We start from the raw sequence: 22,138 nt of genomic DNA, 5'->3' as shown, positions 1-22,138 counted from the left end.
ATGAAAGGGGCCGGCGGCGATGCCGCCGCGCTCCTCCTGGGAGCCGGCCAGGCGGCCGGATTCCCCGTCGGCCGGGCCGGCCGCGATTCGGGCGGGCACTGGCCTGCCGGCGACGGCGATGAGGCCGGGCTGGATGACGAACCGCCCGGCGGGGACTGGGATTTCGATATCGAGGTGGTGGTCGAGGACCCGGCCTGGCGCTCCGCTGTGCCGAGGGTGGAGGAAGTTGCGCGGCGTGCCGCGGCGGCCGCCTTCGCCGAGGGCGGGCCCGCGCCGGAATGCGGAGCCGTGACGGTGCTGCTGACCGGGGACCTGCAGGTGAAGCGCCTGAATGGCGACCACCGGGGCAAGGTGAAGCCGACCAACGTGCTGTCCTTCCCTCCCCTGCATCCCGGGATGCCCGGTGACGTGGCGTTGGCGCTCGGCGTGGTCCGGCGCGAGGCGCGGGCGGCGGGGCGCAGCGTGATGGCGCATCTCTCGCACCTCGTGGCCCATGGGGTGCTGCACCTGCTCGGCCATGACCACCTGCGCGCGGGCGAGGCGCGGCGGATGGAGCGGGCGGAGGCGCGGATCATGCGCCGGCTGGCGCTCCCCAACCCCTGGAGGGGCGTGGCATGAGCGAGCGGAACGGGCCCGATCGCAAGGGCATTCTGTGGAAGTTCCACGGGCTGCTGCAGCGGCGCGAGGCCGAGAGCGTGCGCGACCAGGTGGAGGCACTGGTCGAGGGTGAGGCCGAGGAGGGCAGCATCCCCGAGGCGGATGCGCTTGACGCAAACGAGCGCGTTATCCTCGGCAATGTCCTCAAGCTCCGCCACAAGACGGCGGTGGATGTGATGCTGCCCCGCGCCGACATCGTGGGTATGCCCTGCGACCTGACGCTGGACGAATCCATCCGGCTGATCCAGCGCGAGGGCCACAGCCGCTTTCCCGTCTACCGCAACGACCTGGATGACATCCGGGGCATGGTGCACATCAAGGACGTGTTCGCCGCGGTCGGGCGGGACGAGGAGCCCTTCTCGCTGGAGAAGGTTCTGCGGCCGCTGCTGTTCGTGGTGCCACAGGTGCCGGTGCTCGACCTGCTGCTGCAGATGCGCGAGGCGCGGACGCATATGGCGCTCGTCGTGGACGAGTATGGCGGCATCGACGGGTTGGTGACGATCGAGGACCTGGTCGAGACCATCGTCGGCGACATCTCGGACGAGCATGACGAGGACGTGGCGCCCCAGGTGACGGAGCGGCCGGATGGCAGCCTGGACCTGGATGCCCGGCTGAAGATCGAGGATTTCGAGGCCCGGATGGGGGTGGTGCTGACGGGCGAGGAGCGCCTGCAGGACATCGACACGGTGGGCGGGCTGGTCTTCACCCTGGCCGGGCGCGTGCCGGCGCGGGGGGAACTGGTCTCCCACTCCTCCGGCCTGGAGTTCCGGGTGCTGGAGAGCGATCCCAGACGGATCCGCCGCGTGCGGGTGCGGCGGGCGGTGCCGGCCGGTGGGGTTCAGGGCGCCGATTCCGGCATGGCGGGCGGGCCTGAAGGTGCGCCCGAGGGCCAGATCGGAGGGATCACCGGGGTCGCGTCCCGGGCGGCCGAGTAGCGCGGCGGGTTTTTTGGGGGCGGGGTTCGTGCAGCGGTTCATCCTGTATCTGGAGTCGCGCGCCGGCTGGCGCGCCCTGGCCGCTGCCTTCGGATTGGGGGGGCTGGCCGCGCTGGCCATGCCGCCGCTGTTCCTGATCCCGCTGCTGCTGCTGGCCCTCCCGGGGCTGGTGATGCTTCTGGGCCGGGCCACGAGCTGGCGCCGGGCGGCGCTGATTGGATGGGCCTTCGCCTGGGGGCATCACGTCGTCGGGCTTTACTGGATCACCTACTCCATCCTGACCGAGGCGGAGCGGCTGTGGTGGCTTGTGCCGCTCGCTGTGCCTCTTTTGGCGCTGTGGATGGGGCTGTACGGCGCCATCCCCGCGGTTCTGGCCTGGCTCGCGCGGCCGGGCTGGCCGCGGGTGCTGGTGCTGGCCTGCGGCTGGGTACTGGCGGAGTTCGTGCGGGGCTGGGCTTTCACGGGGTTTCCCTGGAACCTGCTAGGCTCGGTCTGGGCCTTTGCCGCGCTGCCAGTTCAGGGCGCAGCCTGGATCGGCACCCACGGCCTTTCCCTCGTGACGGTTCTGCTGGCCTGCACGCCGCTGCTCGGGCGGCGGGCGATGGCGGGCGGCGTCGTGGTTTTGCTGGCCTTTGCCGCGTTCGGGGCGGTGCGGCTCGCCCCGGCGGAGCCGTCGGCGCTGCCGGTCACCCTCGTGCTGGTGCAGGGAAATGTGGCGCAGGAGGCGAAGTGGCGGGCGGAGACGCGGGTGCCGATCTTCCGCCGCTACCTGGAGCTAAGCCGCGAGGGGGCAGAGGCAGCAGCGCGGGCGGCACCGGGAACCCGGCCGGTAATCATCTGGCCCGAGACAGCCAGTCCCTTCCTGCTGGCGGATGATGCCGAGGCGCGCCGGGTGGCCGCGGAGTCACTGCCGCCGAGCGGTCTTCTGCTGGCCGGCACCGTGCGGGGGGAGTGGGGGCCGGACGGGCGGCCAACAAAGCTGTTCAACAGCCTGGTCGCAATGGGGCCGGACGGGGTGATCTCGGCGACCTACGACAAGTCCCATCTGGTGCCCTTCGGCGAGTACATGCCGCTCTCGGGGCTGCTGCCGATCCGGGTAATCCGGGGAGGCGTGGACTTCGGTGCGGGGCCGGGGCCGGTCGCACTGGCGCTGCCGGGGCTACCGCCGGCGGGGCCGCTGATCTGCTACGAGGTGATCTTTCCGGGAGCCGTGGTGGGAGCGGAGCGGCCGGGGTGGCTACTGAACATCACGAACGACGCTTGGTTCGGGATCTCGGCCGGACCGCATCAGCACTTGGCGGCTGCGCGGCTGCGGGCGGTGGAGGAAGGGCTGCCGCTTGCACGGGCGGCGCAGACAGGTATTTCGGCCAGCTTCGATTCGCGGGGGCGAGAGATCGCGCGTCTGGGGTTGGGGGAGACAGGCTTCGTGTTATCGCCCCTGCCGGCAGCCGGAGAGCCGACGCCCTTCTCACGATTTGGTTTACTGATCCCTGCTTTGCTTGCCGCAGCCGTTCTACTGGCAGGGTTGCTGAATCGCCCAAAGGGGTAAAAAAGGCTTACCTGTTGCCCATATGAGGGATCCGGAGGCTGTGTGCCGGGCAGGAATGTCCAGTTTTTTAGAATTCTCGAAAGAGTTGACATTTCCTTACCGTCCCCCCAGTCTCTTTTGCATCGTTGCAGGGTTCTATGAGGGTTGCTGCCTCGGCTGCGCCTTCATGGTGTGCAGGACGTGCGCCGCTCCCCTGCCGTCTTTTGAACGAAGGAGTGGCGCCGATGTCGAGTGAGGAGGCGCTTGAGCGCACCGAGCGCGTCGAACATCGCCCGAGCCCGATCGACGTGCATGTCGGTAGCCGTGTGCGTTTGCGCCGTACCCTTTTGGGGATGAGCCAGGAGAAGCTGGGGGAGGCCCTCGGCCTTACCTTCCAGCAGGTGCAGAAGTACGAGCGCGGCGTGAACCGGATCGGCGCCAGCCGCCTGTTCGACCTGGCCCGCGTGCTGGATGTGCCGATCGGGTTCTTTTTCGACGATATGCCCGACAGCATGGGCGGTAGCGCCTCCGGCGGCTTCCGCTCGCGCCTTGCCGGGTTCGCCGAGACCCAGGAGGGGTTCGAGGACGATACGCTGCACAAGCGTGAAACGCTTGAACTGGTGCGGGCCTATTACCGCATCAACGAGCCGGCGGTGCGCAAGCGGGTGTTCGACCTCATCAAGAGCCTCGCCCCGACCGAGTAATCCGTCAGCCCCTCGTCTGGGGATTGTCGAAAACCGGGTTGCGATAGTCGCGCAGGGCCTTGCTTAGGGCCTGCGCGAGGCTTGTCTTGTCGTCCTCCCCAAGAAAGTGGCCGATCTCGGTGGAACGGCCGCGAGCGGCCAGTCGCAGCTCGCTCACCCGGCCAGGACGGGGAGTCAGGACCACACGGGCCCAGTAGGCCTCGAAGGACAGGGCACCGCGCCGGCCGCGGCGATCCGTCCGCTCCACGCGCAGGTGGCCCTCGGCCAGGATAATCCGCTCGGCCAGCCGGTCCGACCAGCGCCGGTGGGCCCGGAGCAGGCCTAGTACCAGCACCACCTCGCCGCCCATGAAGCCCGCCACCGGCCAGGCGCCGAGCGACCAGAACAGCGCCGTGAGCCCGGCGGAGCCGCCCAGCACCAGCCCGGCGATGATGCGCAGTCCGGCCGGCGTGCCGGACTGATGCGGCACGCTTAGCGCTTCAAAGCGGAGCGGCTCAACCGCCAGAGGAGCGGGGTCGAGGCCGGGCGTATCGGGCGATCCGGTCACGAACATGAAATTCAGTCGTCGCCGGCCGTGTTCAAGGCCCGATTCGCCCGGAGCGGCGATTCGGCCGTAAAGGCGATGGCGTGACACGCCCTCCCTCCCCTCCCCTGCATGGCACGGCCCGCCAGCCTCGACGCGCGCGACGCATGGCGGCCGCGCAGGCTGCCAACTTCATCCGCGCACTGGCCGAGGCGAATCCGGCGCCCCGGCCGGAGCTGGACTACCAGGATCCCTTCACCCTTCTCGTCGCCGTCGTGCTCTCGGCACAGACGACGGACCTGGCGGTCAACAAGGCGACCGCCACCCTGTTCGCCGCGGCACCGGACGCGGCCTCCATGGCAGCGCTGGGGGTGGAAGGAATCGCGCCGCATATACGCCGGATCGGTCTGTGGCAGGCCAAGGCGAAGAATGTGGCGGCACTGGCCGGGCTTCTGCTGGAGAGGCACGGGGGCGAGGTGCCGCGGGAGCGTGAGGCGCTGGAGGCCCTGCCGGGCGTTGGGCGGAAGACCGCGAATGTCGTGCTGAACGTCGCCTTCGGCGAGAACGCGATGGCGGTGGACACCCACATCTTCCGCCTGGGCAACCGAACCGGGCTGGCGCCGGGGGATACGCCGCGGAAGGTGGAGGACGGGCTGGTCAAGCGCTGCCCGCCGGAGCTGCTGCGGGACGCGCATCACTGGCTCATCCTGCACGGGCGCTACGTGTGCAAAGCGCGGCGGCCGGAGTGCTGGCACTGCGTGGCGCGGGCCTGGTGCAACTACCCGGACAAGGTGGCGGGGCCGAGCGACTAGGGCCCGGGGATCAGGCTGCGGCGTCCTCCTCCGCCATGGCTCTCAGCTGCGACAGGCTGACGACCCGGTTCCGGCCGCGTCGCTTCGCCGCGTAGAGCGCACGGTCCGCCTCGCTGACCAGGAACTTCGCGCCGCCGGGCAACCCGGAGGTGGGCCGCAGCGTGGCACAGCCCAGGCTCGCGGTGACGATGCCGACCTCGCTCCCCTCATGGGTCAGGCCGAGCCGCTCGATGGCGGAGCGGAGGCGTTCGGCGATGTGCCGCGCGCCCTCGGCCTCGGTGTTCGGAAGGAGCACCGCGATCTCCTCGCCGCCATAGCGTGCGGCGAGGTCGATGTGGCGCTGCACCGCGCGGGAGACGGCTGCCGCGACTGCCCGCAAGCACTCGTCGCCCGCCGGGTGCCCATAGCGATCGTTGAAGGCCTTGAACCGGTCCACGTCGAGCAGAAGCAGCGAGATCGGCAGATCCTCGCGCAGGGCGCGGCCCCATTCACGGTCCAGCGCGGCATCCAGGGAACGACGGTTGGCCAGGCCGGTGAGGGCATCGGTGTGGGCGGCGGCCAGCATGGCCTGTTCTGCGGCCGCGCGCCGGGCCATCTCGCGCCGCAGCAGGACCGCCAGGAGCAGGATGAGGGCGTTCAGCACGGCGAGGATGCCGCCGGTGATGAAGGCCTTGGCGCGCCAGTCCGCGAAGATGTCCTCCACCGCCGTCGCGACGCTGACGACCAGGGGCAGGTTTCCGATGCGGCGGAAGGTGTATAGCCGCGCCACTCCGTCCAGCCCGCCATGCCCGACGAAGCTGCCGGAATCCTCGGCCATGTAGCGCTGCACGGTGTCGGCGCCGCTCAGGTCGCGGTCGATCTCCACGGGCCGGAACGGGTGACGGACCAGCAGCCGGCCGTCGCGGCGAAAGAGGCTTACGGCGCCGTCCCGGCCGACATCCAGGGTGCCGAAACGGTCCTGGAAATAGGCGAGGCGCAGGGTGCCGACCACCACGCCGGCGAAGCCGCCGGCCGCGTTGTGCAGCCGGCGGCTGATGGCGATGCTCGGGTCGCCGCCGCGCAGGCGGCTGCGGAACGGGCGGCTGATGAAGAGGCCGGCATCCGGCCTGTCCCGGTGAACCGTGAAGTAGTCCCGGTCGGACAGGTTCAGGCTGAGCGGGGTCGTCGAGATCGAGGAGGCGGTTGGGCGCCCATCGGGCCCGATGACGAGAATGGAACCGAGATACTCCGCCGTCGCGGCACGGTCGAACAGGGCGAGTTGGCGGAGCTCGGGACTCGCGCTCTCGATCTCCGGCAGTTGCAGGGCCGCGATCGTGCCCTGGATCGAGAGATCGTAGAGGCCGATGTTCCGCTCGATATCGTGCTCCAGCGCGCGCACGAGGTTCGCCGAGGCCAAGCGGGCGTGCTTCCAGGCATCGTTCCTCCCATCGACGAGCACCCAGGCGCCGAGGCCGATCACGCCGAACGCCACGGCAAGGCCGAGGCCGCGAAGGGCCGAGGTAAGGCGGGCCGGTCGTCCAGCCGCCGGGCCGGGCATGGATTGGGCGGCTTCCTGGCGCATCACCTTCCCTGGCCGCGGTCTGCGGCTTCGGGGGCAGTAAGGGCCGGAAAGGGTTAACGCGAGCCTAGGAGGCGGGCAGTGCTCAGGCCGGCGGCTCGGCCCCTACCTGATCCACGATGCGCCGGTAATGCTCGGGGCGGCGGTGGGCGGCGAAGTTGAACATCTTCTCTTTGCCCTGGCGCGTGAGGTCGAGGTCGCAATCGGCGACCAGTACCTCGTCGCCGAGCGTCTTTGCCTGGGCGACGACAACACCGTTGGGGTTCACGATGACGGAACCTCCGATGAGGCCGGAGCCGTCCTCGTTGCCGGCCTTGGCCACGGAAACGGCCCAGGTGGCGTTCATATAGGCGTTGGACTGGGCGGCGAGCGTCGAGTGGAAGGTGCGGATCTCCTCGTTCTCCGTGCTGCCGCCGTTCGGGTCGTAGGCGGCGGAGTTGTAGCCCATGACCATCAGTTCGACGCCCTGCAGGGCATAGACGCGCCAGGCCTCGGGCCAGCGGCGGTCGTTGCAAACCAGCATGCCCATGACGGGGGCGCCCCAGTCGGCCGGGCCGCGGAAGGCGGGGAAGCCGAGATCGCCGTATTCGAAGTAGCGCTTCTCCAGCTGCTGGAAGCGGTCGCCGGCGCGGGGCTCGACGGAGCCGGGGAGATGCACCTTGCGGTACTTGCCGAGGATGGTGCCGTCGGGCGCGGTGGAGATGGCGGAGTTGAAGCGCTGGCCGTCCTCGGTGAGCTCGGCGTAGCCGACGTAGAAGCCGACGCCGAGCGCGCGCGCGCGGTCGAACAGCGGCTGCACGCGCGGGTTAGGCATGGCGCGCTCATAATAGGCGTCCAGCTCCGCGCCCTCGATCAGCCAGCGCGGGAAGAAGGTGGTGAAGGCGAGTTCGGGGAAGACGACGAACTTCGCGCCCTGGGCCGCGGCGTCCTCAAGAAGCACGATCATGCGGGCGAGGACGGCCTCGCGGCTGTCGGCGCGCTGGTTCGGGCCCATCTGGGCGGCGGCGAGGCGGAGGATGCGGGGCATGGGCGGGAACCTCTGCACAACGGCGGACGATGGCCCTTCATGCCGCAGCCAGGGGGCGGGGGGCAATCGGCCGCAGGCGGGAAAGCGCGGCGCGGCTTGACTTCGGGAACGGCCATGTCCAAAAGTGTTATATGGCAGCGAATGTTTCCGAAACACGCAACCGCCCGGGCCGGCCGCGCGAGTTCGACGCCGACGTGGCGCTGGACACGGCGATCGGCGTGTTCAGCCGCAGCGGCTACAGCGGGACTTCCATCACCGACCTGACAGAGGCGCTGGGGCTGACATCGGGCAGCCTCTACAAGGCCTTCGGCGACAAGCGCGGGCTCTTCCGTGCGGCGCTGGAGCGCTATGTGCAGCGGCGCGACGAGGCGCTGGCGGAGCGGCTTGCCGGCGCGAAGACCGGGCGCCAGCGGGTGGAAGCGTTGCTGGCCTTCTACGCCGCCGCCAGCCATGGCGAGGCGGGACGGACGGGATGCTTGGTGGTGGGCAGCGCGGTGGAGTTCGCCTCTTCCGATCCGGAGCTGGGGCGACAAGTGGCGTCGCTTCTCGCCGCGCGCGAAGCGCGGTTGTGCCGCCTGATCCAGGAGGGCCAGCGGGACGGCTCGATCGGGCGGCACGTGGACGCGGTCGCGACGGGGCGGCTTCTCCTATGCTTGGTGCAGGGGATGCGAGTGGTCGGGAAGACCGGCCGGGCTCGGGCTGAGATGGGCACCGTCGTGGCCACAGCGTTGCGGCTGCTCGATTAGGGTTTGCCGAATTTGGCAATGATCATTTCCCAATTAGGTCAGCATGACGGACAGCCTTGCCGCGCCGATGGATTTCACGGACCGCACGCGTTTCCGGGGAAGCTTCCGCCATGGGACGGCGGCGGTGGGGGATGTGCGCCTCCACTATGTCGAGGGCGGCACGGGGTCGCCGGTGCTGTTGATCCCGGGATGGCCGCAGAGCTGGTACGCCTGGCGGCAGGTGATGCCACGGCTGGTGGCGGCGGGGCAGCGCGTGGTGGCTGTGGACCCGCGGGGCATGGGGGATTCGGATCGGCCGCCGGGGGACTACGACCTGGCCACGGTGGCGGCGGAAATCTGGGGGTTGGCGCTGGCGCTCGGGCTGCTAGAGGCGGGGCCGGTCGATGTCGCCGGGCATGATGTGGGCAGCTGGATCGGGCATGCGCTGGCGGCGGACTGGCCCGGCGATGTCAGGCGGCTGGCGGTGCTGGATGCGCTGGTGCCGGGGCTGTCCTCGCCGCGCACGGACCTGCCGCCAGAGGAGGCCAATCTGCGCAGCTGGCATTTCGGCTTCAACCGGCTGGACGACCTGCCGGAGATGCTGATCGCAGGGCGGGAGCGGGCCTTCCTCACCTGGCTGTTCCGCGCCAAGGCGGCCCGGCCCTGGGCGATCGGGGCGGAGGATATCGAGGAGTATGCGCGCCAGCTTGCCGCGCCCGGCGCGGTGCGCGCGGCGACGGGGTACTACAAGGCGGCCTTCTCGGCGGAAGGGCTGGCGGCGAGCCGCGCCCGGGCCGCGCGGCCGCTCGCGATGCCCGTGCTGGCGCTGGGGGCGGAGCGCGGCGTGGGGGAGACGATCGTGGATGCCATGCGAATGGTGGCGTCCGATGTGCGCGGTGGGGTGGTGGCGGGCTGCGGGCACTATATGCCCGAGGAGGATCCGGAGCGGGTGTCGGGGGAGCTGATCCGCTTCTTCGGGGCGGAGGCGCCGCGGTGAGCGCCTTTCACTTCGGCCTGGCGGTTCTCGCGGGCGCGATGCTGCCCTTGCAGGCGGTGGTGAATGCGCGGCTGGCGCGCGCGGTGGGCGGGCCGGTCTGGGCGGCGGCGATCTCGGCGCTGGTGGTCGCGGTGGTGCTCGCGGCGGTGGCGGGCGTGATGGGGCGCACGGGGCCGCGGCCGGGGGGCCTGTCGGGGCTTCCCTGGTGGGCCGGGACGGGCGGGCTGTGCGGGGCGGTGGTGCTGTCGGCGACGACGGCGGTGGCGCCGCAGATCGGCGCGGCGAGCATGATCGCCCTGGTGATGGCCGGGCAGGTATTGGCGGCCATGGCGCTCGATGGCGCGGGGTGGTTCGGCATGCCGGTGCAGCCGCTCGGCGCGCAGCGCGTGGTGGCGGCGGGCTTGCTGATCCTGGGCGCGGCGCTGATGGCGGTGCGGCTGGACCGGCCGTGACGGGTTGCCGGTGAGAGGTCGGACCCGGGCGCGGCCGGGCCCGACCTCCGGCTGTCAGTGCGGGGCGTTGTCGCCCATGCCGTGCACCACCTGCACCGGGTCCCGCCGGCCGATGCCGAGGAGCTGGTAGAGGCCGATGGCGGCGATGGTGGCGGTGCCGATGCCGGCGATGGAGAAGCCGCCGATCGTCACCGTGAAGTTGCCGGCGCCGAGAACGAGCGCGGTGCCGACGGTGATGAGGTTGCGCGCGTCCGAGAAGTCCACGCGGTTGTCGACCCAGAGGCGGATCATGGCGGCGGCGATCAGCCCGAACACCACCACCGCGAGACCGCCGAGAACGGGGCCGGGGATGGTGCGGAGAAGCGCGCCGAATTTCGGCGAGAAGCCGAGCGCGATCGCGCAGAGGGCGGCGACGACGAAGAGGAGCGTCGAGAACACGCGGGTGACGGCCATGACGCCCATGTTCTCGACATAGGTGGTGACGCCCGTGCCGCCGCCGAAGCCGGAGACCATCGTGGCGATGCCATCGCCGAGGAAGCCGCGGCCGATATAGGGGTCGAGGTTGCGCGCGGTCATCGCGCCGATGGCTTTGATGTGGCCGAGGTTCTCCGCGACCAGGATGAAGGCGACAGGGGCGATGAGGGCCATGGCGCCGGCATCGAAGCTGGGCGCGCGGAAGGCGGGCATGCCGAACCAGGGGGCGGCGGAGAGCTCGGCGAAGGAAATGGGGGGCAGCAGGCCCATGACGTTCGCCATGACGAGGTACAGCACGTAGCCGCAGGCGATGCCGGCGAGGATGGAGATGCGGCGGATGGCGAGCGGCGCGTAGACGGCGATCAGCGCCGTGGCGATCAGCGTGGCGAGCGCGACGATGACATGCGGGCCGGTGCCCTCGATGCCCTTCACCGCCACGGGGGCCAGGTTGAGGCCGATGGCGGCGCCGACCGCGCCGGTGACGGCGGGGGGCATCAGCCGCTCGACCCAGTTGGAGCCGGTGAACATCACCAGCACGCCGATCGCGGCATAGAGGGCGCCGGCCGCGATGATGCCGCCGAGCGCGGGGCCGATATTCGGGTTGGGGCCCGATCCCGCATAGCCGGTCACGGCAATGACGACGGCGATGAAGGAGAAGGAGGAGCCCAGGTAGCTCGGCACTCGCCCGCCGACGAGCAGGAAGAAGATGAGCGTGCCGATGCCGGAGAAGAGGATGGCGAGGTTCGGGTCGAAGCCCATCAGCAGCGGGCCCAGGATGGTGGAACCGGACATGGCCACCAGGTGCTGGATACCGAGCAGGCCGGTGGTGCCCCAGGGCAGGCGCTCGTCGGGGGCGACGACCGGGCTGCGGGCGAGCGGCCAGCTGGGGAAGAGGGACATGGACTCGGGGCCTCGTGACGGATTGGTGACCCATGCTGTCGCATGCGGCGGCGCGGCCCAAGCGGTGCCGCGGATGTTCGGGAGTTCCGTCGCGGGGTGATGCGCCGGGGTGACGCTGGCCAAGGCCTCAAACGGGTTAGGACTGCGCCTTGCCCTTCCGGCGGTGTCGCTCGGCATGGTCGATCAGCGCGCGCAGCTTGGGGTCCACGCTCCGGCGGCTGGGATAGTAGAGGTAGAAGCCCGCGAAAGGGGCGCTGAAGTCCTGCAGCACGGGCACGAGCTCGCCGGTCTCGAGGAAGCGGCGGAAGGTGTCGGCCATGCCGAAGGTGATCCCGGCGCCGCTGAGGGCCATGCGGATCATCAAGCCCATGTCGTTGGTCGTCACCTCGGGCGCGACGTCGACGCTGAATTCCCGCCCGGCTTCCGCGAACTCCCAGCGATAGGGCGGGCGATGCGGCGCCGGGCGCCAGCCGATGCAGCGATGTGTGGCCAGGTCGCGCGGGTGCTCGGGCCGGCCGCGCTCGGCGAGATAGGCCGGCGAGCAGACGGCGAGCTGGTGCTGATCGTCCGAGACGGCGACGGCGATCATGTCCCGCTCGATCACCTCGCCCAGCCGCACGCCCGCGTCGAAGCCCATCGCGACGATGTCGCCCTCCTCATCGGTGACGAGAATGTCGAGCTGCACCTCCGGGAAGGTCCGGCAGAAACCGGCGAGGAGGGGGCCGGACAGGAAGCTCTCCGCGATGGAGGAGACTGCGATGCGGAGCTGGCCGCGCGGCGGGCCGGCCAGGCCGCGCACGCCTTCCATGGCGGCGTGCATCTCGGCGATGGCGGGGGCGATGGTGGCGCGCAGGTGTTCGCCGGCTTCGGTCAGCGCGACGCTCCGCGTGGTCCGGCGCAGCACGGCGGCGCCGAGGGATTCCTCCAGCCGGCGGATCGACTGGCTGACGGCCGAACGCGTGACGCCCAGCCGGTCCGCGGCGGCGCGGAAGCTGCGTGTCTCGGCAACGGTCGCGAAGACGGCGAGGGCGTTCAGATCCGGGCGCATTGTCCAGTTATACTAACCAAGGCGTTGCCGGGAAGGCGGATTATCCGGCCAGTCCCGGACCCCTAACTTCTCCCCACCGGCCGATGCCGTGTCCCTGCCGGGGCGCGGAGCGGGGCCGGGAGGATGGGAGAAGCCGCCATGGCTCTTGAGAAGGTTGTTCTTGTTACCGGCGCCTCCAGCGGCATCGGGCTCGGCATCAGTAGGGAACTCGCGGCGGCCGGGGCGACGCTGATGCTCGGCGCCCGCCGCACGGAGCGGCTGGAGGCGCTGGCCGAGGAACTTCGCAGCACCGGTGCCCACGTTGCGACGCGCCATCTCGACGTGACCGATCGCGCCAGCGTGGAAGCTTTCGCGCAGGCGGGGCGGGATGAGTTCGGCCGCGTGGACGCGATCGTCAACAACGCGGGGATCATGCCGCTCTCGCTCATGGCCTCGATGAAGGTCGAGGAGTGGGAGCGGATGGTCGATGTGAATATCAAGGGCGTCCTCTACGGCATCGCTGCCGTGCTGCCCGAGATGACGGCGCGCGGTTCGGGCCATGTCATCAACATCGCCTCTGTGGGCGCGCTCAGCGTGGTGCCCACGGCGGCGGTGTACTGCGCGACCAAGTTCGCGGTGCGTGCCATCTCGGACGGCCTGCGGCAGGAACGGCAGGACATTCGCGTCACGTGCATCCATCCCGGCGTGGTGGAGAGCGAGCTCGCCGGCACGATCACCGATCCCGCAGCGGCGGAGGCCATGAAGGGCTATCGCGCGATTGCGCTGCGGCCGGATGCCATCGGGCGCGCCGTGCGTTTCGCGCTGGAGCAGCCGGAGGATGTGGACGTCAACGAGATCGTGGTGCGCCCCACGCGGACGGTGCAGTGATGCGCCGGTTCAGCCTGGCCGCAACGGGGCTCGCCATGGCGCTCGCCAGCCCTGCCGCGGCAGAACAGGGCGCGGCGCGCCCGGCGCATCCCTATGTCGGCATGTGGGTCACCGATGACGGGCGTGTTCGGCACGAGTTGCTGCCGGACGGCCGCTACGACGAGGCGCGGGGCAGGCGCGAGAGCGCGTATCGCGGGCGCTACGAGGTGACCGGCAACCACATCGAGTACTGGGACGACACCGGCTTCACCGCCGATGGCGACTTCGTCGATGCCGATACCCTGCATCACGGCGGGATGGTGTTGCGCCGGCGGCCGGCCGGTGCATCGCCGCAGCCGTGACCCTGCGCCGCGCGAGGCGGATCGTGCCGCCACGCCTGCAAGTTCCAACAGCAAGAGGAATGATACCGTGTCCCTGACACCCTGGATGTCCTGGCGCATGATGGCGCGCCGCCGCCTGCCCGCGGCCTTGGCGCTCGCGCTCGCCGCGGCGCCCCTGGCGGCCAGCGCCGCGCCGGCCGAAGCGCCCATGCTGATGCGCAACGAGGAGATCGTCCGCCGCGCCTTCGACGGATGGGCAGCGGGGCGGAGCGCCTTTACTGAGTTGCTCTCGCCCGACGTGGTCTGGACGATCCACGGTTCCGGCCCTGTCGCGGGAACCTACCGGAGCCGTGCGGACTTCATCGAGCGCGCCTCGCGTCCCCTCATCAACCGTCTGGCGACACCGCTCGTCCCGAAGGTCCACCACATCTGGGCCACGGGCGACACGGTGATCATCCGCTTCGAGGCGTCGGCCACGACCAACTCTGGCGCCGCCTACACCAACCAGTTCGTGTGGATCTTCCGCATGAGGGACGGCTCGGTTGTCGAGGCCGAGGCGTTCCTCGACCTCGTCGCCTACCAGCGGGCCGTCGAGGGCAGCGAGCCGCGACGGCCGTAGGCAGGGCGGGGCCTCGATCCCCTCCCTGCCTTTCAGGGCCTAGGCCGCCTGCCGCACCGCGGGCACGCCACGCAGGCGTCCACCCGGCGTGCCGCCCGGCACCCTGGCGGCCAGATCTGCCGCCGCGAGCAGGCGGTCGAAGTCGATGCCGGTCTTCACGCCCATGCGGCGGAACAGCCAGGCCACGTCCTCGGTCGCGACATTGCCCGTCGCGCCCGGTGCGAAGGGGCAGCCACCGAGGCCGCCCGCGGCGGAATCGAAGACGCGCACGCCCGCTTCCCATGCCGCGGAGACATTGGCGACGCCCATGCCGTAGGTGTCGTGGCCGTGGAAGGCGAAGCGCTCGCCCCAGGAGGCATGGGCGCTCTCGAACAGGCGGCGAACCTGGTCGGGGGCGGCGTTGCCGGTGGTGTCGGCCAGCGCGATCTCGATGGAGGGGTCCACCGCGGTGACGCGCTCGATCCAGTCCAGCGCCTCGGTGGCCGGCACCACGCCCTCGAAGGGGCAGTGGAAGACGGTGGAGAGGTTCCAGCGCACCAGAAGGCCGGCGTCGCGGGCCTCTCGCGCAATCGCCGCGAGGTCGGTGAAGGACTGCTCGCGCGAGCGGTTGAGGTTCGCCTGGTTGTGGCTCTCGGTCACCGACATGAACAGGCCGAGGCGCTGGGCGCCCGAGGTGGCGGCAAGCTCGTAGCCGCGGCGGTTGGGCACGAGGACGGTGCATTCCAGCCCGGGCATCTGCAGGGCAGCGCGCAGCACCTCGGCCGTGTCCGCCATCTGCGGGATGGCCTTGGGCGAGACGAAGGAACCGATCTCCATGCGGCGGATGCCGGCATCGTAGATCGCGCGGGTGATGGCGATCTTGGTCTCGGTCGGCACAAAGGGGCCGATGGATTGCAGGCCGTCGCGCGGGGCGACGTCGCTGATGATCGCCGTGTCGGGCGGAATGTCGTTCATGGGGTGTCCTCCTTCAGCAGCGTGCCGAAGACGTGGTCGTTGTGCTGGCCGATAGCGGGGCCTGGCCAGCGGATCATGTCACGAGGGGGAACGCCCTCGAAGCGGAAGGGCGCGGCGGGGTGGGGCACCACGGTGCCGACCAGCGGGTCCGGCACCTCCAGCATCATGTCGCGGGCCTGGAAATGCGGGTCCTCCGCGCAGTCGCGCATGTCGTAGAGGCGCGAGCACGGGACCTGCACGGCTTCCAGGGCTTCCTGCGCATCCTTGGCGGAGAGGGTGCGGGTCCAGGCGGCAATGGCCTCGTCCAGCTCGCCCGCGTTGGCGCAGCGGCCGGAGTTGCTGGCCATGCGCGGGTCCGCTGCCAGGTCCTCGCGGCCGATGCGGGTCATCAGGCGGCGGTAGATGAGATCGGAGTTGCCGGCGACCGCCAGCCATTTGCCGTCGGCGCAGGGATAGGTGTTGGTCGGCGCGGCACTGGGGAGGGCGGCGCCCATCGGCTGGCGGATGCGGTCGAGCAACCCGTATTCCGGCAGCATCCCCTCCATTAGGGAGAAGACGGAGGAGACGAGGTCGAGGTCGATCGTCGTTCCCTTGCCGTCCGGGTTGCGGTCGCGGCCCCAGCAGGCGGAGACGAGCGCCAGCGCAGCATACATGCCGGCGAGGTCGTCGCTGATGGAAACGCCGCAGCGCGGGGGCGGCAGGTCGGCCTGGCCGGGATTGGCTGTGAGGTGACGGAGGCCGCCCATCGCCTCGCCGATGGCGCCGAAGGCGGGCTTGTCGCGATACGGGCCATCCTGGCCGTAGCCGGAGACGCGGGCAATCACGAGGCGAGGGTTCTCGGCGCGCAGGATATCCGGGCCGAGGCCGATGCGCTCGAGATAGCCAGGGCGGAAATTCTCCACCAGCGCGTCGGCGCGGGCGCAGAGGGCGCGCAGGCGCCGCTGACCCTCCTCCGACTTCAGGTCGAGCGTGACGGAGAGCTTGTTGCGGCCATGGACGGAGAACCACACGGCATGGTCGTTCACGCGGGCGCCCCAGTCGCGATGCGGGTCGCCCTCGGGCGGCTCCACCTTGATCACCTCGGCCCCGAGATCGGCCAGCAGGCGGGTGGCAAAGGGAGCAGCGATGTAGTGGCCGAGCTCCACGACGCGGAGCCCGGTGAGGGGAAGGCGGGGGTCCTCGGGCGGTGGATTGGGGCCCGTCGGGTCCGGCATGGGCGGTTCACTCCTGCGTTGGGGCGATGTTCCCCGGCCGGGCGGCGGTGGCAAGGGGGGATCGCCGCGCCCGGCCCCGCGCAGGCTATCCGGCGGCGCGAGCGAGGCAGATCTGGTTAAGGCTGCCCGGGCCGAGGGGATTGCGCGCGAAGTCCCCGTGGCGCGCCACCAGTTCCAGCCCCGCGGCGCGGAGTAGCAGGGGCAGCTCCCTCGGGAAGAACTGGCGCAGCACCAGCGGGGCCATGGCCTGCTCGGGCTGGCCGGCGCGGCGGATGCGCCAGCGGGAGGTGCGGAGCTGGGTGACGGGGTCATAGCTCGACACCTCCTCAGCCTCGATCGCGGAGGAGGGGTTCGGGCCGAGGTCGAGCCGCCGCGGCCCCTGCTCCGGCCGGGAGAGGGCGCCGAGATCGGGCTGCATCACGTCGAAGGCCAGGGTGCCGCCCGGGGCAAGGTGGCGGCATGTGGCGGAGAGACAGGCGAGGATGTCCTCCGGCTCGCTCAAATGGGCGAGCGAGTTGCAGGAGATGACGATGAGGGCAAAGCGGCGGCCGAGCTCGAAATTCCGCATGTCGCCCTGGAGGAAGCTGGCCCCGATCCCGCCTTCCCGGGCCTTGCGCCGGGCCGCTTCCAGCATGGGGCGGGAGGAATCCAGCCCGACCACCGCATGGCCGTCGCGCGCGAGCGGAAGGGTGAGGCGGCCCGTGCCGCAGGCGAGTTCCAGCACCGGCCCATCCGCGCCGCGGGCCTCCTCGCGGTAGAAGTTCTCGCAGGGTCCGGGCTGGACGATCGCGTCGTAAAGATCCGCAGCGGCGTAGAGCGAGGGCGCCTCGACGCCCGTGTACGTGAAAGCGTTCAACCGAAACCTCCGACCATGTGACCGGAGGCGCAGGAAACACCGATCCCGAGCTCACTGAACCGACATATCCGGGAGTAGCTCGGGATTCGGGGGCGCGTGCCCCCTGCCCCGCTCAGCCGGCCGCATCTCAGCCAGTCGTGTTTCAGCCAGGCGTGCGCGCGGTGGCCATCGGTTCCAGCCCCGTGCGGGCGAGGACCGGGGCGGCTTCGGCAGAGGCGAGGAACCGGATGAGCGCGCGCGCCGCCTCCGGGTCCCGCGCATTCGTCGCGATGCCCGCGCAGAAGATTGTGGGCTGCTGCACGGCCTCGGGGATGGTGCCGACGTAGTCGATACCCTCGATCGGCAGCAGCTCGCTCACCTGCTGGAAGCCGATCTCGGCATCGCCGCGCGCCACCACCGTGCCCACGCGCTCGCTGAGGATGCGGCGGCTCTTGGGCATGACCTGATCGTGGATGCCGAGGCGGCGGTACATCTCGGTCTCGATATAGACCCCGCTGGCGCTGGCCGAATAGGCGATAGACCCCGCGTTCAGAAGCACCTGGCGGAAGGCTTCCACCGAGGAGATGTCCGGCTTCGGCGCACCCTTGCGAACGGCCATGCCGATGAGGGAGCGCGCGATGTCCACGCGGCTGCCGGGCTGCGCTAGGCCGCGGGCGATCAGCGCCTCCAGCCCGTCGGCCGCGAGAAGGAGGACGTCGGCGGGCTCGTTGCGGGCGAGGCGCTGGGGGATGGCGTCAGGCGCCTGGCCCATGGAGGCGCCCTGGACGGTTTGCAGCGTGTGGCCGGTGGCGGACTGGAAGGCTGGGATGAGCAGCCGGTAGCCGGCGGTGAGGCCGCCGGAGGCCATCACCTGGATCTCCGCCGCGGCCGCGCGGCGCGCGAGCAGTGGCAGGGCGGCGGCGGCCAGGAGCAGGGCGCGGCGGCTGGTTCCGTGATGGGGCATGGCGTTGTTCCTCCGGTTGCTGGGGAGGGTAGCGGGCATTCCGGGGAATGGCCTAGGGGCGCGAGGGGATGGCCGCTTGACGTCCTCGATACCGGCAGGAAATGATGCCGGCGTGATCCATCGCTGCGCCAAGCCCGTTCCGTCGAAGAAGTGCCCCTCGCGGGGCGCCCTGGATCGTCGCGCGCGGTAAGCCACAGCGCCACAGGATCAGGTTGGACCCCGCCGGTTGGACGGGGTCACCTTCAGGTCCCGTCTCCGGCACAGGAGGAGACGGACAGCATGGAAACGAACCACCCGACACCCGGCGGCTTATGGCTGCCGCTCGTCACGCCGTTCCGCGATGGCGTGCTCGACGAGGCGTCGTCGCGGCGGCTCGTGCGGCATTATGCCGGCGAACCGATCGACGGGCTGATTCTTGCGGCCACGACGGGTGAGGGCCTGACCCTCGACGAGGAGGAGGTCGGGCGCCTTGTCCGGCTCACGGGCGAGGAGCTTGCGGTGGCCGGGCGGCGGATGCCGGTGTTCCTGGGGCTTTCCGGGAGCGACACGCGGAAGCTGGTTGCTGCATTGGGGCGCAGCGCGGCGTGGCCGATCGATGGCTACCTCATCACCTGCCCCTACTACACGCGGCCTTCGCAGGAGGGGATGGCCCGGCACTTCACCGTGCTCGCCGGGAGCACCGCGCGGCCGATCATGATCTACAACATCCCGTATCGGACGGGCGTGAATCTCGGCAACGCGGCGATGCTGGAGCTGGCCGCCTTGCCGAACGTCGTGGGCGTGAAGGACTGCTCGGCGGACGTGGCGCAGTCCTTCGAGCTGCTGCGCCGCAAGCCGGGCGACTTCGCGGTGCTGACGGGGGAGGATGCGCTGTTCCACCCGATGCTCAGCCAGGGCGCCGAGGGTGGCATCATTGCCTCCGCGCATGTAGAGACGCGCGCCTTCGCTTCCGTGCGCTCCTTACTGCGCGATGGCGACGCGGCGGGGGCGCTGGCGGCCTGGCGAGCGATCTGCGAGCTGCCGCGGCTGCTGTTCGCGGAGCCCAGCCCCGCGCCAATCAAGCACTGGCTCTGGCGCGCAGGGCTGATCGACAGCCCGGAGGTGCGGCTGCCAATGATCGCGGTAAGCGACGGGCTCGCTGCGCGGATCGGAATAGAGATGGAGCGGCGTTCGGTGACGGCCACCGCGCCCGAGGCGGTGAAGCGCGTCGTCGTGGTGTAGGGCCGGACCCGGTGTTGGGCGTCAGCCGCGCCGGTCTCAGCCGCGCCGGATCGCCACCGCGAGACCCAGCGCGCTGAGGACGAGGCCCGCCAGGAAGACCGGCGGATGCTGCTCCCCAACCGTCGCGAAGAGCCAGGCGAGAGCGTAGCCGGTCCCTGCCTGGGCCGCGGCATAGACGGCGGTGGCGCGGGCCCAAGCGCGGCCGGTGCCGGCGCCCGTGATGGCGCGCAACCGGCCGAGGGCAACAGCGGATATACCGACCCCGGAGAAGCCGGAGAGCAGGGCCGCGAGCGGGATGGCAGCGGGATGGGGCAGGAGCGCGACGGTGAGGGCCGCGACCTGGACGCCCATCCAGAGCGGCATGGCCCAGCGCCCCAGGCGGTCCACGGCGCGGCCGCCGCCGATAGTGCCGGCGACAGCCCCAACGCCGAACAGCGCCCAGACCAGGCCGCCGCCGGCCAGTCCCATACCGTGGCCGCGCACGGCGAGGTCCGCGAGATAGACCATGGGCGGCGTCATGCCGGCTGCGGAAAGGCCGTAGGCGAGAGTGACGGCGCGGACGGGGGTGGGCGCGGCAGTTCCGGCGACGGCCGGGGTGGCGGAGACGACCGGGCGGAGCGGGTTGGGCCAGCGAGGATAGGCGAAGGCCCAGAGGGCAGCGGAGGCGAGGCCGAGCCCGGCCCAGGCAAGGGCGGGGCCGCCGTGCAGCAGCGCGGGCAGGAGGAGGGCGGCGGCGATAACGCCGGCGCCGACGCCCGCAATGACGATTCCGCCCGCCTGGCCGCGCCGCCCCTCGGGCGTGACAGCCTGGACGGCGGGGCCGGCCAGCGAGATCGCGATGCCGCCGGCAACGCCCGCCACCCCGCGCCAGGGGGCCAGCCAAGCAAATCCGCTCCAGGGAAGCAGTTCCGTCACCGCGCAGGCGAGGAAGGCTAGTGTGGCCAGCGCCATGGCGAGGTCCAGCGCGCGGCGTATGCCAAGGCGGGCGCCGAGGATCGGGGCTGTGAGCGCGCCGACGAGGTGTCCAGCGAAGGTGGTGGCGCCGAGAGCCCCCGCCTCCCCTCCCCCTACCCAGCCGGCAGCAACGAGGGCGGGGAAGAGGGGAACGTAGCCGAAGCGGGCAAGGCCAATGGTTGTGCAGAGGGCAGCGGAGCCGGCGAGGGCAGCGGCGACCGGCGATGCCACCTTCGGGAGAGGCGGCGGGCCAGTACTCATGGCTGAGAGCGGGCCCTCCCCGGCGGTGCTGCGAGAGATCACGGGGTGGTCGGCCCGGGGCCGGGCAGGGCATCGGCGGCGGGAGCGGTGCGGGCAGGAATTGGGCCGGGCGGGGCCGGATGGGCGGGGGATGCGGCGCCCGGCACGGCATCGGGGAAGCCGGGGTCGAGGGTGATGGTAGCGGCGAGGCCGGGCGGAATTCGGCCGGGTCTGGCATCGGCAAGAACCAGTTCGCCACCATGCAGCCCGGCCACCGCGCGGACGAGGGACAGGCCGAGGCCGTAGCCGGGGGTATGGCGGGCGGCCTCCGCGCGGAAGAAGCGCTCGCCGGCGCGGGCGCGGTCGGCATCGGGCAGGCCGGGACCCTCATCCTCCACCGTGATGCGGACGGTACCGGATGCGGCCTCGGCAAGGAGGCGGATGCGGCCACCGGCGGGGGAGAACTTCACCGCATTGTCCAGCAGGTTCGCCACAGCCTGCAGGAGGAGGTCGCGGTCGCCTGTCAGCGGCATGGCGGGCGGCAGGGTGGTTTCCAGCGTGACGGCGCGGGATTCGGCGATGGCCTCGTAGAGCTCGGCGGCATCGGCGAGGAGCGCGGTGAGGTCCAGCGGCGCGAAGGCGGCGCGGCGGGCGCCCGCTTCCGCTTCGGTGATGCGGAGCACGGCGTGAAAGATGCGGATCATGCCGTCGAGGTCGGCGATGCCTTGCTCGACGGCGCGGTGCATGGCCTCGGGCTCCGCGTCCAGCGCCTCCTCCAGCCTTCCGCGGGCGCGGGCGACGGGGGTGCGGAGGTCGTGGGCGATGGCGTCCGACACGCCGCGGATGCCGGCCATGAGGGTGCCGATGCGGTCCAGCATGGCGTTCAGCGTGCGGCCCAGCCGATCGAACTCGTCCTCGCGGCCCGAGAGGGGGACGCGCTGGGTGAGGTCGCCGGCGGCAATGGCCGTGACGGTGTCCGATGCCGGGCGGAGCATGTTCTGCAGGGCGCGGCGCAGCAGCAGGGCACCGATAAGGGCGATGAGGCCGGAGGCGCTGGCGGCCCAGCCGATGCCGCGGGCCAGGAGCTCGCGCAGGTGCAGGCGCTCCTCCACGTCGCGGCCGACGAGCAGGCGGTCCCCGTTCGGCAGGTCAGCGCGGTAGAGGCGGGCCTCGGTGACGATGCCGTCGCGCACCAGGGGGGCGCGGAGCCAGCGGAGGGATTCACCCTCGGGCGGCGGGCCGTCCAACTCGTCCGGCGTGGTGTCGAGGTTGCCGGCGAGGAAGCGGCCGTCGCGGTCGGTGAAGCGGTAGAGGTCCTGGTCGTCGCCGTCCCGCGCCAGGCGGAATGCGATGGCTTCCAGCACCCCCGTGCGGCCGGTCTCGCGGTAGCGGGCGGTAAGGGCGGCGATATCGGCGCGGATAGCGTTGTCGGTCTGCCGGTCCAGCCCGCCCGCGGTGTTCCACCAGACGATGCCGGCGAAGGCGATGCCGCCGAGCAGGAACATGGTGGCGAAGAAGACGGCGAAGCGGAAGCCGGCGCTCTCCACCAGGCGCGGCACGGGGGCGCGGCGGAGTTCCTCGGTGGGCATCGCGGCTAAGGCGCGTTCTTT

At 71.1% G+C, this 22,138-nt stretch carries 23 protein-coding genes; 12 read left to right on the top strand and 11 right to left on the bottom strand.

The annotated features are described in order from the left end of the window. From ybeY to ACVBD7_RS00545, 4 genes are all read left to right on the top strand, one after another. On the top strand, window positions 1-618 hold the full coding sequence (gene ybeY, locus ACVBD7_RS00560; protein WP_458095575.1) for an rRNA maturation RNase YbeY: 618 nt from the start codon (window positions 1-3) through the stop codon (window positions 616-618). Then, window positions 615-1,592: a hemolysin family protein gene (locus ACVBD7_RS00555; protein ID WP_458095574.1), complete on the top strand. Its 978-nt coding sequence runs from the start codon at window positions 615-617 to the stop codon at window positions 1,590-1,592. The genes ybeY and ACVBD7_RS00555 overlap by 4 nt, the downstream gene beginning before the upstream one ends. 28 nt (window positions 1,593-1,620) lie before the next feature. Continuing rightward, a complete protein-coding gene (lnt, locus tag ACVBD7_RS00550) occupies window positions 1,621-3,141 on the top strand; it encodes an apolipoprotein N-acyltransferase (protein ID WP_458095573.1) in 1,521 nt (506 codons plus the stop codon). Window positions 3,142-3,365: 224 nt separating this feature from the next. Then, window positions 3,366-3,824 (top strand): helix-turn-helix domain-containing protein, encoded by a 459-nt coding sequence (locus ACVBD7_RS00545; protein WP_458095572.1) that lies wholly within the window; start codon window positions 3,366-3,368, stop codon window positions 3,822-3,824. Window positions 3,825-3,828: 4 nt separating this feature from the next. On the opposite strand, the gene ACVBD7_RS00540 is transcribed toward ACVBD7_RS00545, so the two are convergent. Continuing rightward, on the bottom strand, window positions 3,829-4,371 hold the full coding sequence (locus ACVBD7_RS00540) for a DUF2244 domain-containing protein (RefSeq protein ID WP_458095571.1): 543 nt from the start codon (window positions 4,369-4,371) through the stop codon (window positions 3,829-3,831). Between the two features lie 143 nt (window positions 4,372-4,514). Here ACVBD7_RS00540 and nth point away from each other — a divergent pair, with 143 nt between their 5' ends. Then, window positions 4,515-5,159 carry an endonuclease III gene (gene nth / locus ACVBD7_RS00535; RefSeq protein WP_458097757.1) on the top strand — a complete coding sequence of 215 codons (645 nt, stop codon included), beginning with the start codon at window positions 4,515-4,517 and terminating at the stop codon, window positions 5,157-5,159. A gap of 10 nt (window positions 5,160-5,169) precedes the next feature. Here nth and ACVBD7_RS00530 read toward each other — a convergent pair whose 3' ends face one another. Both ACVBD7_RS00530 and ACVBD7_RS00525 read right to left on the bottom strand, forming a co-directional pair. After that, window positions 5,170-6,720: a diguanylate cyclase gene (locus tag ACVBD7_RS00530; protein ID WP_458095570.1), complete on the bottom strand. Its 1,551-nt coding sequence runs from the start codon at window positions 6,718-6,720 to the stop codon at window positions 5,170-5,172. A gap of 82 nt (window positions 6,721-6,802) precedes the next feature. After that, the gene (locus tag ACVBD7_RS00525; protein ID WP_458095569.1) at window positions 6,803-7,744 is read right to left on the bottom strand and encodes an N-carbamoyl-D-amino-acid hydrolase; all 942 of its coding nucleotides are present in this window, start codon (window positions 7,742-7,744) and stop codon (window positions 6,803-6,805) included. Between the two features lie 131 nt (window positions 7,745-7,875). On the opposite strand from ACVBD7_RS00525, the gene ACVBD7_RS00520 reads away from it, so the two are divergent. The 3 genes from ACVBD7_RS00520 to ACVBD7_RS00510 are packed head-to-tail and all read left to right on the top strand — an operon-like array spanning window position 7,876 to window position 9,918. Then, complete coding sequence (locus ACVBD7_RS00520) at window positions 7,876-8,490, top strand: TetR/AcrR family transcriptional regulator (protein ID WP_458095568.1); 615 nt, start codon at window positions 7,876-7,878, stop codon at window positions 8,488-8,490. A gap of 43 nt (window positions 8,491-8,533) precedes the next feature. Next, the gene (locus ACVBD7_RS00515) at window positions 8,534-9,466 is read left to right on the top strand and encodes an alpha/beta fold hydrolase (RefSeq protein ID WP_458095567.1); all 933 of its coding nucleotides are present in this window, start codon (window positions 8,534-8,536) and stop codon (window positions 9,464-9,466) included. Then, a complete protein-coding gene (locus tag ACVBD7_RS00510) occupies window positions 9,463-9,918 on the top strand; it encodes a DMT family transporter (protein ID WP_458095566.1) in 456 nt (151 codons plus the stop codon). The genes ACVBD7_RS00515 and ACVBD7_RS00510 overlap by 4 nt, the downstream gene beginning before the upstream one ends. 54 nt (window positions 9,919-9,972) lie before the next feature. Here ACVBD7_RS00510 and ACVBD7_RS00505 read toward each other — a convergent pair whose 3' ends face one another. After that, complete coding sequence (locus tag ACVBD7_RS00505) at window positions 9,973-11,292, bottom strand: solute carrier family 23 protein (protein WP_458095565.1); 1,320 nt, start codon at window positions 11,290-11,292, stop codon at window positions 9,973-9,975. A 136-nt stretch (window positions 11,293-11,428) separates the two neighbouring features. Continuing rightward, window positions 11,429-12,340: a LysR family transcriptional regulator gene (locus ACVBD7_RS00500; protein WP_458095564.1), complete on the bottom strand. Its 912-nt coding sequence runs from the start codon at window positions 12,338-12,340 to the stop codon at window positions 11,429-11,431. A gap of 138 nt (window positions 12,341-12,478) precedes the next feature. On the opposite strand from ACVBD7_RS00500, the gene ACVBD7_RS00495 reads away from it, so the two are divergent. The 3 genes from ACVBD7_RS00495 (at window position 12,479) to ACVBD7_RS00485 (ending at window position 14,146) form a co-directional block, all read left to right on the top strand. Continuing rightward, window positions 12,479-13,207: an SDR family oxidoreductase gene (locus ACVBD7_RS00495; RefSeq protein WP_458095563.1), complete on the top strand. Its 729-nt coding sequence runs from the start codon at window positions 12,479-12,481 to the stop codon at window positions 13,205-13,207. Then, window positions 13,207-13,548, top strand: a complete 342-nt coding sequence (locus tag ACVBD7_RS00490) for an Atu4866 domain-containing protein (RefSeq protein ID WP_458095562.1) — start codon at window positions 13,207-13,209, stop codon at window positions 13,546-13,548. Before ACVBD7_RS00495 ends, ACVBD7_RS00490 begins: the two co-directional genes overlap by 1 nt. Before the next feature lie 67 nt (window positions 13,549-13,615). Next, window positions 13,616-14,146, top strand: a complete 531-nt coding sequence (locus ACVBD7_RS00485; protein ID WP_458095561.1) for a nuclear transport factor 2 family protein — start codon at window positions 13,616-13,618, stop codon at window positions 14,144-14,146. A gap of 39 nt (window positions 14,147-14,185) precedes the next feature. Here ACVBD7_RS00485 and ACVBD7_RS00480 read toward each other — a convergent pair whose 3' ends face one another. The 4 genes from ACVBD7_RS00480 to ACVBD7_RS00465 form a co-directional block, all read right to left on the bottom strand. After that, window positions 14,186-15,100: a hydroxymethylglutaryl-CoA lyase gene (locus tag ACVBD7_RS00480; RefSeq protein WP_458095560.1), complete on the bottom strand. Its 915-nt coding sequence runs from the start codon at window positions 15,098-15,100 to the stop codon at window positions 14,186-14,188. Next, complete coding sequence (locus ACVBD7_RS00475; RefSeq protein WP_458095559.1) at window positions 15,097-16,314, bottom strand: CaiB/BaiF CoA transferase family protein; 1,218 nt, start codon at window positions 16,312-16,314, stop codon at window positions 15,097-15,099. The genes ACVBD7_RS00480 and ACVBD7_RS00475 overlap by 4 nt, the downstream gene beginning before the upstream one ends. Before the next feature lie 85 nt (window positions 16,315-16,399). Further along, complete coding sequence (locus ACVBD7_RS00470; protein ID WP_458095558.1) at window positions 16,400-17,170, bottom strand: class I SAM-dependent DNA methyltransferase; 771 nt, start codon at window positions 17,168-17,170, stop codon at window positions 16,400-16,402. Window positions 17,171-17,312: 142 nt separating this feature from the next. Continuing rightward, the gene (locus tag ACVBD7_RS00465) at window positions 17,313-18,113 is read right to left on the bottom strand and encodes a substrate-binding domain-containing protein (protein WP_458095557.1); all 801 of its coding nucleotides are present in this window, start codon (window positions 18,111-18,113) and stop codon (window positions 17,313-17,315) included. 279 nt (window positions 18,114-18,392) lie between these two features. Here ACVBD7_RS00465 and dapA point away from each other — a divergent pair, with 279 nt between their 5' ends. Continuing rightward, window positions 18,393-19,334, top strand: coding sequence for a 4-hydroxy-tetrahydrodipicolinate synthase (gene dapA / locus ACVBD7_RS00460; protein WP_458095556.1), 942 nt, complete (start codon window positions 18,393-18,395; stop codon window positions 19,332-19,334). Window positions 19,335-19,370: 36 nt separating this feature from the next. Here dapA and ACVBD7_RS00455 read toward each other — a convergent pair whose 3' ends face one another. Together ACVBD7_RS00455 and ACVBD7_RS00450 are read right to left on the bottom strand one after the other, a co-directional pair. Next, window positions 19,371-20,549 carry a YbfB/YjiJ family MFS transporter gene (locus ACVBD7_RS00455; RefSeq protein WP_458095555.1) on the bottom strand — a complete coding sequence of 393 codons (1,179 nt, stop codon included), beginning with the start codon at window positions 20,547-20,549 and terminating at the stop codon, window positions 19,371-19,373. Window positions 20,550-20,587: 38 nt separating this feature from the next. Beyond that, window positions 20,588-22,117 (bottom strand): sensor histidine kinase, encoded by a 1,530-nt coding sequence (locus ACVBD7_RS00450; RefSeq protein ID WP_458095554.1) that lies wholly within the window; start codon window positions 22,115-22,117, stop codon window positions 20,588-20,590. Window positions 22,118-22,138: the final 21 nt, after the last annotated feature.

Source organism: Roseomonas sp. WA12 (assembly GCF_054165765.1).
The sequence above is the reverse complement of the archived record's forward strand: the minus strand, read 5'-3'. Positions and strand labels throughout refer to the sequence as shown.